A 13369-nucleotide genomic window follows, 5' to 3' on the forward strand; every position below is an offset into this window, starting at 1 on the left:
TTCTCGCAAAGGAACCTGACCTCATGCTGCGCATCGCCGTCCCCAACAAGGGTTCACTCTCCGGGCCTGCGATGGCGATGCTCCATGAGGCCGGATACCAGCAGCGCAAGGAGTCCAAGGAACTCGTCCTCGTCGACCCCGAGAACGAGGTCGAGTTCTTCTACCTGCGCCCCCGCGACATCGCGATCTACGTCAGCTCCGGCCGCCTGGACATCGGCATCACCGGCCGTGACCTGCTGCTCGACTCCGGGGCCGACGCCGAGGAGATCCTGCAGCTCGGCTTCGCCCGCTCCACCTTCCGCTACGCCACCAGGCCCGGCACGGCCCAGGGCCCGCAGGACTTCGACGGCAAGACGATCGCCACCTCCTACGAGGGCATCGTCGCCAAGCACCTCGCCGACGTCGGCGTCAACGCCTCCGTCGTCCACCTCGACGGCGCGGTCGAGACCGCCATCGAACTCGGCGTCGCCCAGGTCATCGCCGACGTCGTGGAGACCGGCACCAGCCTGCGCAACGCCGGCCTCGAAGTCATCGGCGAGCCGATCATGACGTCGGAGGCCGTCGTCATCCGGCGCACCGGCGCCCCGGCCGACGACCCCAAGGTGCAGCAGTTCCTCCGCCGCCTCCAGGGCGTCCTGGTCGCCCGCTCCTACGTGATGATGGACTACGACTGCCGCGTCGAGCACCTGGAGCGCGCGGTCGCCCTCACCCCGGGTCTGGAGTCGCCGACCATCTCCCCGCTGCACCACGAGGGCTGGGTCGCCGTCCGCTCCATGGTCGCCGCCCGGGAGGCGCAGCGGATCATGGACGACCTGTACGACCTCGGCGCCCGCGCCATCCTCACCACCGCCATCCACGCCTGCCGCCTCTGACGGCCGGGCGCCCACCCGGAAGACAGAAGAACACCATGTCCGCCCCCGCACCCCGGCCCGAACTTCCCACCCTCCCGGTCACGTTCCGGCCGACCCGAACCCGGGTGGTCCTGCTGACCGTGGGGGCGGCGATGTTCCTCGTCATCACCGCCGTCGCCCTGACCCTGGAACAGCTGAGCGGGGGAGAGCGGATCAGCTTCGTCTTCACCGCGCTGCTGTTCTTCGGCGTGCTCGCCCTGCTCAGCCGCCCGAAGATCGTGGCGGAGGAGGACGGGGTGACGGTGGTCAACCTCACCCGGACGCGTCGGCTGTCCTGGGCGGAGATCCTCCGCGTCAACCTGCGCGCGGGCGACCCCTGGGTCTTCCTCGACCTCAGCGACGGGACGAGCATGCCCGCCCTCGGCATCCAGCCGGGCGTCGCCAAGCAGCAGGCCATCCGGGACGCCCGCGCGCTGCGGGCCCTCGCCGAGAGCCGCGGCACGGGCAAGGACATCGGCTGAGCCCCCTGCCCCGCACGGGCCGTTCTTGATTACTCTGGAGGACGGCGGCGCCCCTGTGCGCCCCCGCCCCGCACCGGAAGGTCCCCGAGACCGGCGGGGCTTTCCTGCGACCCAAGGAGTGACTCCTTCCAGCAATGGACGGATCGTCCGGTAGTACCTGCGCCGCCCCCTCCCCGGAGGCGGCGGCATGACCACCCCCTTGCTGCTGCTGAGCGCGGCATTCCTTCTCATCCTCGCCAACGGATTCTTCGTGGCGGCCGAATTCGGTCTCGTCACGGTGGAGCGGCCGGACGCCGAGCGCGCCGCCGCCGAGGGCGACCGGCGGGCCCGTACCGTCGTCGAAGCCCTGCGCGAGCTCTCCTTCCAGCTCTCCGGCACCCAACTGGGTATCACCATCACCTCACTGGTCGTCGGCATGCTCGCCGAACCGGCACTCGCCCAGTTGCTGGACGACCCCCTCACCGCGACCGGACTGCCCGGCGGCGCCGTCTCCGGCATCAGCGTGGTCGTCGGGATGCTGGTGGCCTCCGCCGTCCAGATGGTGATCGGCGAACTCGTGCCCAAGAACTGGGCGGTCTCCCGGCCGCTCCAGGTCGCCCGGTTCGTCGCCGGTCCCCAGCACCGCTTCTCCGCCGCGTTCCGGCCGGTGATCAGCCTGCTGAACACCGTGGCCAACCGGCTGGTGCGGCTGCTGGGCGTGGAACCCACCGAGGAGCTGGCCTCCGCCCGCACCCCTGGCGAACTGGTCTCCCTGGCCCGGCACTCGGCCGAGGCCGGCACCCTCGAACAGGACACCGCGGATCTCTTCGTACGGACCCTGTCGCTCGCCGGGCTCACCGCCCAGCACGTCATGACCCCCCGGGTGAAGGTCAGCGCCCTGCAGTCCTCGGCGACCGCGGCGGACGTCCTCAACCTCACCCGCGCCACCGGCCTCTCCCGCTTCCCCGTCTACCGGGAGCGCATCGACGAGGTCGTCGGCATGGTCCACCTCAAGGACGCGCTCGCCGTGCCCGCCGCCGACCGGCTGCGCACCCCGGCCGGACGGATCGCCGTGCCGCCGCTGCTGGTCCCGGAGACCCTGCCCGTCGAACAACTGCTCCAGCGGCTGCGCAACGAGCAGCCGATCGCCGTCGTGGTCGACGAGTACGGCGGCACCGCCGGGGTCGTCACCCTGGAGGACATCATCGAGGAGCTCGTCGGCGAGGTCCGCGACGAGCACGACGCCGAGGGCGCCGACCGGCCCGAACTGGTCCCCGCCGCCCCCGAGGACGGCCGTCCGGCCTGGGACGTCGAGGGCAGCTGCCGCGTCCTGAGCCTGCGCCGGATAGGACTCGACGTCCCCGACGGGCCGTACGAGACCGTGGCCGGGCTCGTCGCCGATCTGCTGGGCCGCATCCCGGCCCCCGGCGACCGGGCCGAGCTGCCCGGCTGGCGGATCTCCGTCCGCCAGGTCGGCCACTACCGCGCCGAGCGGGTCCGCTTCGTGCGCACGGCCGCTCCGGTCACCGTCCCCGTCACCGGGGCCCCGGTGACCCCCGAGGTCCTGGAGGCCGTGCGATGAGCCTGGTCCAGTTGATCTTCGCGGGGCTCCTGGTGCTGGCGAACGGCTTCTTCGTCGGCGCGGAGTTCGCCCTCGTGTCCGTACGGCGCAGCCAGGTCGAACCCCTCGCGGCGAGCGGATCGGGCCGGGCCCACAAGGTGCTGTACGGCCTGGAGAACCTGCCGCAGATGATGGCCGCCGCCCAGTTCGGCATCACCGTCTGCTCGCTGACCCTCGGCGCCGTCGCCGAACCGACCGTCGCCCATCTGCTGGAGCCGGTCTTCCACGCGGTCCACCTGCCCGAGGGACTCATCCACCCGCTCGGCTACGTCCTGGCGCTCGCCCTCGTGGTCTTCCTCCACCTCGTCATCGGCGAGATGGTCCCGAAGAACCTCGCGATGGCGGCACCGGAGCGGACCGCGCTCTGGCTCGGCCCCGGCCTGGTGGGCTTCGCCCGCCTGTGCCGGCCGGTCACCGCGGCGCTGGGCGCCTGCGCCCGGCTGGTGCTCCGGCTCTTCGGCGTGGAACCCAAGGACGAGGTGGAGGCCGTCTTCACCAGCGAGCAGCTCAACCGGCTCGTCGAGGACTCCGGCCAGGCCGGACTGCTGGAGCCGGAGGCCCAGGAACGGCTGGAGGACGCGCTGGAGCTGGGCAGCAGGCCGGTCACCGACGTGTTGCTCAAGCGGGCCTCCCTGGTGACGGTGGACCCGTCCGTCACCCCGCGCCGGATCGAGGAGCTGACCGTACGGACCGGCTACTCGCGCTTCCCGGTGTGCGCGGAGGGCGGCGGCCCGTTCATGGGCTACCTGCACGTCAAGGACGTCCTGGACCTGGAGGACGGCGAACGGGCCGTCCCGCAGCAGGTGTGGCGCCCGATGGCGACGGTGCGCGCCGAGCTGCCCCTGGACGACGCCCTGACCGTGATGCGCAGGGCGGCGACCCATCTGGCCCAGGTCGCCGACGCGTCGGGCCGGATCCTCGGCCTGGTCGCCATGGAGGACGTCCTGGAGATGCTCGTCGGCGAGGTGCGCGACCCGGCCCACCGGATCTCGGTGCCGCGCCGGACGGCGGAGACGACCTCCGGCACCGGCGAACTCGCCGCGTCGGCCCGCTGAGGGCGGTCCCGCCAGGCATTGCGGGACAGCCCTCGGGCCCGGCCGTACGTACGGCACCGCGGGAGCCGTCGCCCTCACAGGGGCGGCGGCTCCTGCGGTCCCCGGCCCGCCGGGCCCCGGCCGGACAGCACCTCGCCGTACGCCTGCATCAGGTCCGGCAGCCGCAGCGTGGCCAGATCGTCCCGGCTCGGCACGCCGGTGTACCCGGAGAGCCGCAGGTCCCGGTAGGCACAGCTCTTCTCGTACAGGGTGCGCAGGAACCGTCCGTTGCCCAGCTCGTCGATCCAGCCCTGCTCGACGACGTGGCCGCTGATGGAACGCAGCTCGTCGAGCGACTCCTCGTCCCAGGCGTCCCCGTTCTCCGCCGCCAGCACCTCGCCGATCGAGGTGAGCTCCGGCGGCCGGTAGCTCGGGAAGTCCACCCGGGTGGTGAAGCGCGAGGAGAGCCCGGGATTGGTGGCCAGCAGCCGGTCCATGCCCTCCGGGTAGCCGGCGAGGATGACGACCAGGTGGTCCCGGTTGTCCTCCGCGCGCTTGAGGAGGACCTGGAGGGCCTCGTCACCGTACGCGTCGCCCTTGCTGTAGCCGCTGTTGGAGAGGCTGTACGCCTCGTCGACGAAGAGCACCCCGCCGAGCGCCGAGTCGATCAGCTCATTGGCCTTGACCGCGGTCTGGCCGAGGAACTCGCCCACCAGATCGGCCCGTTGGGCCTCGACCAGATGGTCGCCGCCGAGCAGCCCCAGCGCGTAGAAGACCCGGCCCAGGATGCGCGCCACCGTGGTCTTGCCGGTGCCGGAAGGGCCCGAGAAGACGAAGTGGCGCTTCGGCGGCTGGACGGGCAGCCCCTGCCCGGCCCGCAGCCGCGCCATGTTCAGCTGCGCGGACAACGCCTTGACCTGGCGCTTGACGGGCTCCAGGCCCACCATCCGCTCCAGCTCGGCCAGCGCCTCGGCGAGCAGCACCGGATCGCTGGGGCCCGCCGGGAAGGGCGCCGGCGGACGGCCGGACGCCGCGGCCTTGCGCCGCACCCCGGCGGACGGCGGCGGCACCCCGAGGCCCGTGAGCCCCGGCGGCTCACCACCGGGCCGCAGCTCCCGGCCGTCCAGCAGATCGGCGCCGAACGGCGGATCGATGTCCGGCTGGGCCTCCGGCACGGTGCTGTCCGTCCCCACCACGGTGCTGTCCGCGCACGGGCCCGCCAGGGACACGGCGGCCAGATCGGAGGCCTCGTCGGAACCTTCGAGACCGTCGTAGTCCGCGATCGCGGCCAGCCGTGCCGAGGTGTCCATGAACGCCGGGTCGACCCGGTGCACCGCCCGGTAGAGCGGCAGGGCGGCGGCGCTGCGGCCGGTGCCCTCGTACGCACGGGCCAGCCAGTAGCGCAGCTCCTTGCGCTGGGGCTGCTCGCTGCGGCAGCGCATCAGGGCGGTGGCGAGCAGCGGTTCGGCCTGCCCGTACATCTCCAGCCGCACCCGGGCCATCCCGCCGAACAGTCCCGCCTCGATGCCGAGCAGCGGGTCGTCCGTCAGCCGGTCGGTGTTGCGGACGAGCTGTTCCCAGTCCTTGACCAGGTACGAGCGGCAGGCGTGCAGAAAGCGCACCTGCGGGTCGGCGTCCACCGGCGGCAGGCCCGCGAGCGCCCGGTCCAGCTCGGGGACGTGGCGGCCGTCCAGCCAGTGCGAGGCGTGTGCGAGCAGCAGATCGCGCGGGCTCTCCAGCACCGGCTGCACCCACCAGCCCAGCCAGTACCAGGAGTTGAGCGTGCGCCGGTGCCGGGTGCGCTGTTCGCCGAAGCGCTCGCGGTGGCGGTGCATGCGCAGCAGCGCCGTCGTCGTGTCGACCCTCAGCGCATGGAGGCCGAGCCAGCCGTCCGCCATGCCCGGGTCGAGGCGTACCGCGGTTCTGAATTCCTCCTCGGCCTGTGGGTAGGCGCCCATGGTGTAGGCGTCCACGCCGCGCAGCCAGGCGAGGTCGGCCGGGGCCTGAGCACCCTGCGTGCCGATGTCCATCTGGTCCCCCACAAACCGTGCCCCCAGGATGTCCCGCCGCCCGACCGGCTCGCCGGGGCGCGCCGAATCAATGTGTCACGGACGGGAATTGACCGCACCGAAAGGCATCGTACCTGCGTGGGGAGTGCACGACTAAGGGCATCGCAGCCGGAAGAAAGCCGTGACCCAGGGTGATCGGAACGAGTCGGTCCGGGGTGGGGGAAGGGTGCGGGAGCAGAACGAAGCCCCCGATCACGGGGGAACAACCGGGGGCTTCGTGTCCATGGGGGCTCCGAAAAGCCGCACATTGAGAACGTAAGACCTGTACCGCCCTCGGGTCAAGCGGAGTTGGGGCACTTCCGGGGTGTTTTCTCACCATTCGGTACGGCGGCGCGACGTGCTCACGTTACGTGACGGAATGGTTCGTTCCTGCTGCCGTGCGAGGGCCCTCCCGTAGCTCGTACCCCACAGGCAACTGCCGTACCAGAGTGTCCGCGTGAGGGCGTGAAGGGTCGGCCGAGAAGTGCTCCGCCTCGGCCGCCGTCCATCCGTCCCAGAAGCCCGAGAGCGCCGGACCGTCCCGGCGGCGGCCGCGTTCCCAGGACGCCGCGGCGTCGAGGTCCATCCACAACAGCCGTGCCAGGTGAGGCCGCAGCGCCCGCCGTCCGGCCCCGACCCCCTCGACCAGGACCACCGGCGCGGGCTCCAGGACGCGCGGCGCCCCGAACCGTCGCGCGGTCCAGTCGTACGGCGCGTAGCGCGCGCACTCGCCGCGCTCCAGCGGCCCGGTCACCTGCTCCCGCAGCCGGTCCGTCCAGGCGAAGAAGGAGCCGTGGGCGGCCAGGTCGTCCAGGTGCAGGACGGGAGCGCCGCCGAGCGCGGCGGCCAGCCGGGCGGCGAAGGTGCTCTTCCCCGAGCCCGCGTGGCCGTCGACGGCGATCAGCCGCACCGGGCCGCAGGACGGCGCCAGGGCGGGCAGCCGCGCGGCGAGAAGCGAGAGGGCGTTCATGCGCCCCAGCCTACGAGCCGTTTTGGAACAGACGCAGGTCACGCCAGTGGACCAGACCAATATTGGTTTCCCGGCGCGAGACGAATCACTGGCCGAATCCGGCCGCGACCCGCGATAGTTGGCGCACTGTCGTGCATCCGCAGCCCCATTCCGCCTACGACTACGACCGGGGGTCCCGCCCATGAACAGACCGACCTCACGCAGGACCGTGCTGACCGCCGCGCTCGCGGTGGCGGCCACCGCCGGCTCGGTGTCCTCCGCCGGCTCCGCGACCGCCGCGGCACGCTCCGCGGCCCCGTCCCGAACCTCCTCGGCGGCCTGCACCGTGGACAACCACTTCTGGCACACCGCCGCGGACTGGCGCGGCGGCTCCGGCGCCGGGACGCGCGTCGTGTCCGGCCTCCGGCCCGGTCTGGTGATCGGCCACGCCGAGGGAAGCACCGACTACACCGACCCGCACACCGGTACGACCGCCTCCTGGGAGTACGCCACCTGGACCTCCCCGCTCCACCGGTCCGCCGTCCCGGCGACCGAGCTGATCGCCTCCTGGAACGCCGAGACCCCGGCGGGCACCTGGATCCAGGTCGAGCTGCAGGGCCACTACTCGGACGCCACGCGGACGCCCTGGTACGTGATGGGCCGCTGGGCCGCGGGCGACGGGGACATCCGCCGGACCTCCGTCGACGACCAGACCGACGGCAAGAGCTCCGTCTGGACCGACACCCTCGCGGTGGACGACGCGGCGAGCGGGCTGCGGCTGATCGCGTACCGGCTGCGCCTCACCCTCCACCGCACCCCGGGCAGCCGTCTCACGCCCACCGTCCGGCGGCTCGGGGCGATGGCCTCCGACGTCCCGGACCGCTTCACCGTGCCGGCCAGCAGCCCCGGCCTCGTCCGGGAACTGGCGGTGCCGCGCTACTCGCAGAACGTCCACGCGGGCGAGTACCCGGAGTACGACAACGGCGGCGAGGCCTGGTGCAGCCCCACCTCGTCCCAGATGATCATCGAGTACTGGGGGCGCAGGCCCACCGCCGAGGACCTCGCCTGGGTCAAGCCGGAGCTGGCCGACCCGCAGGTCTGCCACGCGGCCCGGTTCACCTACGACTACCAGTACGAGGGCTGCGGCAACTGGCCGTTCAACGCCGCGTACGCCGCGACGTACGACGACATGCGCGCGGCGGTGACCCGGCTGGCCTCGCTCACGGACGTGGAGACACTGATCCGCGCGGGCATCCCGGTCATCACGTCCCAGTCCTTCCTCAAGGAGGAGCTGACCGGGGCGGGGTACGGCACGTCCGGCCACCTGATGACCGTGATCGGATTCACCGAGGACGGCGACGTGATCGCCAACGACCCGGCCTCGCCGAACAACGACGCCGTGCGCCGGATCTACAAGCGCCGGGAATGGGAGAACATCTGGCTGCGCACCAAGCGCTACGACGCGAACGGCAAGGTCAGGGGTGGTTCGGGCGGGGTCTGCTACATCTACTGGCCCGCCAGGCCGACACCGGGCCAGCACCGGGTTCTGAAGTCGTTCGGCCTGCTGTGAGCAGGTGCGGCGCCACGGCCGCACCGGTCGTCTGACGGGTCCGCCCCGGCAGCCCCGTACGGGACGGCCGGGACGGACCCTTCGTCAGGCGCCGACGAAGCAGAACTCGTTGCCCTCCGGGTCGAGCATGGCCTGGAAGGACCCCTGGTCGTCGGTGACCGTCTCGCCCGACCGGGCCGCGCCCAGCTCCACCGCTCCGGCGACGGCGGCTTCGAGGTCGTCGACCGCGACGTCGAGGTGGAGCCGGTTCTTCACGGCCTTGCCCTCGGGCACCGGCTGGAAGGCGAGCCGTGCGAGCCCCGGCAGCTCGATGTGCGACCAGCCGCGGGCGCGCTCGACCGGGGCGCCGCCCAGCAGCTGTGCCCAGAAACGGACCAGGGACCCGGGCTCCCGGCAGTCCACGACGATCTGACTCAGATGTGCGCGCATGGACGGAAGCCCATGACGGCCCCGAGAGCCCCGGACGGCTCCCTGGTTTCCGTCGTGCGGCGGACCGGGTTCCGTTCCGGGGCCCCCCGCCGCGGCCGGTGGGGCGCCCCGGCCCGTCACGGCGGTGTGCTCAGCCGGTCACGGTGACGGCTTCGCTCGCGCCCGACTCGGTGCCGTCCTCGTAGAGGACGGTGACGCGGTAGTACACCGTGGTGGCGTCCGGCCGGTCGAGGTCCACCCAGTCGCCGGTGCTCGAGTCGTCCTCGGGTTCGGTGCCGATCCGCTCGAACATCCCGGTCCGCGGGTTCCAGCGGTGGATCGCGAAGCCGGAGACCGGGCTGCCGTTCTCGTTCCGGTCGCTGGACAGGAACCAGGAGATCCGGCCGGACGCATCGGCACCGAGGTGGCCGAGGGGCGCGCCGGCCGCGGGTGGGGCGGTCGGCCGGAGGTCCATCTCCTTGTTCCCGGCCCAGCCGACCCTCGTGGACGTGCTCGTCGGGCTGTAGGCGACGGTGGTCCCGGTCGGCACGAGCGGTCTGACCTTGTCGACGGTGGCCGAGGTGCGGGGGGTGCAGGAGAACGTGACGTCGGCTGCGCCGGTCCAGTTGACGTAGTCGACGCGGAGGCTGTGCCTGCCCGACGGGACGGTCACGTGGACGGTCTTGGAGACGGCGGTGGAGACGTTCTTCCACAGGTCGATCCTGCGGACACCGTCGAGGTAGACGCGGATGCCGTCGCGGGAGGAGGCGGTGAACGTGAAGGGGCCGCCCGAGCCGAAGTCGCGGGTCATGGACCAGCGGACACCGAAGTTGTCGGCGGGCATGCCCTTGACGCCGGGTGCGCGGGTTCCCCAGTTCTGGTCGATCACCGAGTCGCAGTCCGTGCCCTTGGAGGTCCCGGAGAACGTGGTGTTCGCGTAGAACGTCCGCTTGAAGACGGGCGACGCGCAGGTCACGGCGGCGGAGGCGGCGGGGGCGGGCACGGTGAGCAGACCCCCTGCGGTGGCGAGTACGACGGCGCCGGCGGTGGCGACCGTTGTGCCTATGGGGCGGTGCATTCGTTCCTTCGGTCCCGAGCTTCTCGATCTTCCGGGGCAGGACGTGACTGTTGGGGGGCAGCACGTGACTGCCGACGATCAAGACTCGTGAGGAACGGGCTTGGTTGTAGACCGGTGGAATCCGGTTCCGGCCCGTCGCCGCCGGTCGGAGGGGCCCGGCCGCCGACCGTCCGGTCCGCGGTCGTACGGCCTATGGTTGAAGAATGAGCAGAACCGAGCATGAGACCGGTCCTCAGGGGACGCTTGTCTGCCCGGTCTGCAAGCAGCCCCTGCCCCTCACCATCACCAGGCGGCACAAGACCCTCGGAGTCTTCGTGCCCGTGCGGGCCCCGGGCCCCTGCGGCAACCCCGACTGCCCCGAATACCTGGAGGAACCGGAACCGGAAGCGGATCCGGAGAACGAGAGCGCCCGGGACCACTGAGGCCCGGACGGCGCCGGGGGCGGCCCCGGACGGAAGCGCGGGCCGGGGCTCTGCCGGTGGTGCCCGCCCGCTGGGCCATTGATCTGAACATGCGTTTCGGTCGAACAGCTCCGGAAAATCGTCTTGTATGGCGCAATTCGGATACACGATGATGACCGAACAGGCGGGGCCGCGTGCACTCGTCGACGACGTGGTCGCGGCGGAGCGGGCCGGTTTCGACTTCTCCGTGACCTCGGACCACTACTTTCCCTGGCTGGAATCCCAGGGACATGCCCCGTACGCCTGGAGCGTCCTGGGCGCGGCGGCGCAGGCCACCTCGACCATCCCGCTGATGACCTGTGTGACCTGCCCGACCGTCCGCTACCACCCCGTAGTCGTGGCGCAGAAGGCGGCGACGCTGCAACTGCTCTCCGAAGGACGCTTCCGGCTCGGCCTCGGCTCCGGGGAGAACCTCAACGAGCACGTGACCGGCGCGGGCTGGCCGGCCGCGGACGTCCGGCTGGAGATGTTCGAGGAGGCGGTGGAGATCATCCGGGCGCTCTTCGACGGCGGGTACGTCAACCACCACGGCGCCCACTTCGACGTGGACGGCGCCAGGCTGTGGGATCTGCCCGAGACCCGCGTGCCCGTCGGCATCGCGGTCTCGGGCCCGCGTTCCTGCGAGATCGCGGGCCGACTGGCCGACCTCGTCATCGCCACGGAACCCGGAAAGGAACTGCTGGCCGCGTTCGACCGCCACGGCGGCGCGGGGAAGCCCCGGCTCGGGCAGCTGCCGGTCTGCTACGACCCGGACCGGAGCGCGGCCGTCGACCGCGCCCACGAGCAGTTCCGCTGGGCGCTCGGCGGCTGGAAGGTCAATTCCGAACTGCCGGGCACGGCGGCCTTCGAACAGGCCACCCGCTTCGTCCGGCCCGAGGACGTCGCGAAGGCCGTTCCCTGCGGCGACGATGTCGCGGAGTTCGTCGACGCCGTGCGCGCCTACACCGAGGCGGGCTTCACCCAGATCGCGCTCGTCCAGATCGGCGGCGCCCACCAGCGGCCGTTCCTCCGGTGGGCGCAGGAGGTGCTCCTGCCCGCCCTGCGCGAACTCTGAGCGGGCCGGGGCAGCGGACCCGGGCCCGGCGCGCTCACACCGTGCTCACGGCGAGTGCCGAATCCACCTCGCGGAGGAACGGTCCCAGGTCGCCCGGGTTGCGCGAGGTGATGAGGGTCCAGTCCCCGGTGCGGTCCGTGACGACCGGCTCGTCGGTCCAATCGCCCCCGGCATTGCGGATGTCCGTTTTCAGCGAGGGGTAGGACGTCAGCCTCTTCCCTTCCACGACCCCCGCCTCGACCAGGGCCCACGGCCCGTGGCAGATGGCCGCCACGGGCCGGCCGGAGGAGGCGAAGGAGCGGATGATGTCGGTGGCGGGCTCCTGCCCGCGCAGGGTGTCGGCGTTCAGGGTGCCGCCCGGGACGAGCAGCAGATCGTAATCGGCCGGGTCCACATCGCTCAGCGCCAGTTCGGGCCGGACCGTCCTTCCGGGGTTCCTGTCGCCCACCAGGGTCCGGACCTCGTCCGTCGACACGGCGGCCACGTCGACCTCGGCGCCCCAGCCGCGCAGGTGTTCCAGCGGCACCAGGAGTTCGTCCTGCTCGACGCCGTAGTTCGTGACGATCGCCAGTACGCTCCGCCTGCTCACGTCGTTGTCAGACATTCCGGTGTCCTTTCGGGAGGAGAACGGTCCGCCCGGAGCGGATGTGCTGTCGTGGGGTGCCCCGGATCCGCAAGGCCGTACGGAACTTGCCGGGCCCGCGCGGAGGGCCCGTCACCCGGGGGCCGGAGGAGGGACGGTCCCGCGGCGGACGACCACAGTCCTGCCAGGGGACTCGACACCGAAGACCGCGCCGTGCAGGTCGTGCAGCAGGACCGTGCGACGGTTCTTCTCCGCCGACCGGCCGACGACTCCGCCGCCGTACCGGCACGCGGCCGCCGCCGCCGATTCGGCGTCCGGCACCGGGAAGTAGAGGTGCCACCCCGGACGCGCCCGTTCGCCGCTCAGGGGCGAGCCCACCGGCACGATCCTGGCGGCCGGGCTGCCGACGTCCCGGAGCGTGACACCGCCGTTCTCGTACCGGACCTCGCAGCAGCCGGGCCGGCCGCAGGCCCACTCCAGCACCTCGCCGTAGAAGATGGCGGCCTCGAACATGTCGCCCGCGTGCAGCTCCAGCCGCCACGGACGGTGGGTGCGCCACGAGTCCCAGTCGGTGATCAGCGGCCCCTCCCAGATGCCGAAACGGTTGCCCTCCCGGTCGGCCGCGAGGACACCGCGCCCCAGGGGGAGACGGACCGGGCCCACCGCGATGGTGCCGCTGCGCTCCATGATGCGGGCCGCCGTTCCGCCGGCGTCCGGGACGGAGAAGTAGGGCGTCCAGTCGAGGGCCACCTGCAACGCCGGCGCCGTGCACCCCAGGCTCGCGGTGGGCACGCCCCCCGACAGCGCCATCCGGAAGTCCTCGCCCAGCGAGGTGCGGCGGAAGACCCACCCCAGCACGGCCCCGTAGAAGCGCTGCGCGGCCTCGGTGTCGGACGTGGCGAGACTCGCCCAGCAGGGAGCCCCGACGGTGCAGTCGCCTCGTCCGGCGGCATGCGCCGAGGATCTGTGGGGTTTGGGTGGGCTCGGGGTGGACACCATGGGAGGACCCTGACGGCGCGGGGACGGTCTCCCCACCAGCGTGCACGTCCGGCGCCCCGGCGGCGAGCGCACAGCGGGGCCGGGAAGGGGGATGCCGCTGTGCTCCTCCCCGGCCCCGTGCCGGGAGCGGGCGGAGGCGCGGGCAAAGGGTGCGGTTCACGGCCCGCCCCGGGCCGGCCGTGACGGGGCCGTGGCGCACGGCCGGCCACGCGG

The 13369-nt window shown here is 72.3% G+C and carries 12 protein-coding genes and 1 pseudogene; 7 read left to right on the forward strand and 6 right to left on the reverse strand.

Annotation, left to right across the window (positions count from 1 at the left end; translation table 11 throughout):
• The first annotated feature begins 23 nt into the window (after positions 1-23).
• From hisG to ACWCXX_RS26660, 4 genes are all read left to right on the forward strand, one after another.
• A complete protein-coding gene (hisG, locus tag ACWCXX_RS26645; RefSeq protein WP_451131432.1) occupies positions 24-872 on the forward strand; it encodes an ATP phosphoribosyltransferase in 849 nt (282 codons plus the stop codon).
• 35 nt (positions 873-907) lie between these two features.
• Positions 908-1372 (forward strand): PH domain-containing protein, encoded by a 465-nt coding sequence (locus ACWCXX_RS26650; RefSeq protein WP_451131434.1) that lies wholly within the window; start codon positions 908-910, stop codon positions 1370-1372.
• A 187-nt stretch (positions 1373-1559) separates the two neighbouring features.
• The gene (locus ACWCXX_RS26655) at positions 1560-2933 is read left to right on the forward strand and encodes a hemolysin family protein (protein ID WP_451131436.1); all 1374 of its coding nucleotides are present in this window, start codon (positions 1560-1562) and stop codon (positions 2931-2933) included.
• On the forward strand, positions 2930-4027 hold the full coding sequence (locus ACWCXX_RS26660) for a hemolysin family protein (protein WP_451131438.1): 1098 nt from the start codon (positions 2930-2932) through the stop codon (positions 4025-4027). The genes ACWCXX_RS26655 and ACWCXX_RS26660 overlap by 4 nt, the downstream gene beginning before the upstream one ends.
• A gap of 74 nt (positions 4028-4101) precedes the next feature.
• On the opposite strand, the gene ACWCXX_RS26665 is transcribed toward ACWCXX_RS26660, so the two are convergent.
• Both ACWCXX_RS26665 and ACWCXX_RS26670 read right to left on the reverse strand, forming a co-directional pair.
• Positions 4102-6036, reverse strand: coding sequence for an AAA family ATPase (locus ACWCXX_RS26665; protein ID WP_451131440.1), 1935 nt, complete (start codon positions 6034-6036; stop codon positions 4102-4104).
• Positions 6037-6421: 385 nt separating this feature from the next.
• Positions 6422-7024, reverse strand: coding sequence for a uridine kinase family protein (locus tag ACWCXX_RS26670; RefSeq protein WP_451131442.1), 603 nt, complete (start codon positions 7022-7024; stop codon positions 6422-6424).
• 181 nt (positions 7025-7205) lie between these two features.
• On the opposite strand from ACWCXX_RS26670, the gene ACWCXX_RS26675 reads away from it, so the two are divergent.
• Positions 7206-8573 (forward strand): peptidase C39 family protein, encoded by a 1368-nt coding sequence (locus tag ACWCXX_RS26675; RefSeq protein WP_451131444.1) that lies wholly within the window; start codon positions 7206-7208, stop codon positions 8571-8573.
• An 84-nt stretch (positions 8574-8657) separates the two neighbouring features.
• Here the strand turns inward: ACWCXX_RS26675 and ACWCXX_RS26680 are convergent, their stop codons facing one another.
• Both ACWCXX_RS26680 and ACWCXX_RS26685 read right to left on the reverse strand, forming a co-directional pair.
• Complete coding sequence (locus ACWCXX_RS26680) at positions 8658-9002, reverse strand: VOC family protein (protein ID WP_451131446.1); 345 nt, start codon at positions 9000-9002, stop codon at positions 8658-8660.
• Positions 9003-9447: 445 nt separating this feature from the next.
• Positions 9448-10059, reverse strand: a pseudogene (locus tag ACWCXX_RS26685) (PA14 domain-containing protein); the annotation flags it as partial.
• A 203-nt stretch (positions 10060-10262) separates the two neighbouring features.
• On the opposite strand from ACWCXX_RS26685, the gene ACWCXX_RS26690 reads away from it, so the two are divergent.
• Both ACWCXX_RS26690 and ACWCXX_RS26695 read left to right on the forward strand, forming a co-directional pair.
• Entirely contained in the window at positions 10263-10481 is a 219-nt protein-coding gene (locus ACWCXX_RS26690; RefSeq protein ID WP_451131448.1) for a hypothetical protein, read from the forward strand.
• Between the two features lie 127 nt (positions 10482-10608).
• Complete coding sequence (locus tag ACWCXX_RS26695; RefSeq protein ID WP_451131450.1) at positions 10609-11574, forward strand: LLM class F420-dependent oxidoreductase; 966 nt, start codon at positions 10609-10611, stop codon at positions 11572-11574.
• A 34-nt stretch (positions 11575-11608) separates the two neighbouring features.
• Here the strand turns inward: ACWCXX_RS26695 and ACWCXX_RS26700 are convergent, their stop codons facing one another.
• Both ACWCXX_RS26700 and ACWCXX_RS26705 read right to left on the reverse strand, forming a co-directional pair.
• Complete coding sequence (locus ACWCXX_RS26700; protein ID WP_451131452.1) at positions 11609-12178, reverse strand: type 1 glutamine amidotransferase domain-containing protein; 570 nt, start codon at positions 12176-12178, stop codon at positions 11609-11611.
• A 111-nt stretch (positions 12179-12289) separates the two neighbouring features.
• Positions 12290-13156 carry a VOC family protein gene (locus tag ACWCXX_RS26705; protein WP_451131454.1) on the reverse strand — a complete coding sequence of 289 codons (867 nt, stop codon included), beginning with the start codon at positions 13154-13156 and terminating at the stop codon, positions 12290-12292.
• Positions 13157-13369: the final 213 nt, after the last annotated feature.

Source organism: Streptomyces sp. NPDC001732 (assembly GCF_053596315.1).

Bases quoted from the DNA above. Each gene is read 5' to 3' on its own strand.
- hisG (WP_451131432.1), top strand. From the start codon at position 24: ATGCTGCGCATCGCCGTCCCCAACAAGGGTTCACTCTCCGGGCCTGCG.
- ACWCXX_RS26650 (WP_451131434.1), top strand. From the start codon at position 908: ATGTCCGCCCCCGCACCCCGGCCCGAACTTCCCACCCTCCCGGTCACG.
- ACWCXX_RS26655 (WP_451131436.1), top strand. From the start codon at position 1,560: ATGACCACCCCCTTGCTGCTGCTGAGCGCGGCATTCCTTCTCATCCTC.
- ACWCXX_RS26660 (WP_451131438.1), top strand. From the start codon at position 2,930: ATGAGCCTGGTCCAGTTGATCTTCGCGGGGCTCCTGGTGCTGGCGAAC.
- ACWCXX_RS26665 (WP_451131440.1), bottom strand. From the start codon at position 6,036: ATGGACATCGGCACGCAGGGTGCTCAGGCCCCGGCCGACCTCGCCTGG.
- ACWCXX_RS26670 (WP_451131442.1), bottom strand. From the start codon at position 7,024: ATGAACGCCCTCTCGCTTCTCGCCGCGCGGCTGCCCGCCCTGGCGCCG.
- ACWCXX_RS26675 (WP_451131444.1), top strand. From the start codon at position 7,206: ATGAACAGACCGACCTCACGCAGGACCGTGCTGACCGCCGCGCTCGCG.
- ACWCXX_RS26680 (WP_451131446.1), bottom strand. From the start codon at position 9,002: ATGCGCGCACATCTGAGTCAGATCGTCGTGGACTGCCGGGAGCCCGGG.
- ACWCXX_RS26690 (WP_451131448.1), top strand. From the start codon at position 10,263: ATGAGCAGAACCGAGCATGAGACCGGTCCTCAGGGGACGCTTGTCTGC.
- ACWCXX_RS26695 (WP_451131450.1), top strand. From the start codon at position 10,609: ATGGCGCAATTCGGATACACGATGATGACCGAACAGGCGGGGCCGCGT.
- ACWCXX_RS26700 (WP_451131452.1), bottom strand. From the start codon at position 12,178: ATGTCTGACAACGACGTGAGCAGGCGGAGCGTACTGGCGATCGTCACG.
- ACWCXX_RS26705 (WP_451131454.1), bottom strand. From the start codon at position 13,156: ATGGTGTCCACCCCGAGCCCACCCAAACCCCACAGATCCTCGGCGCAT.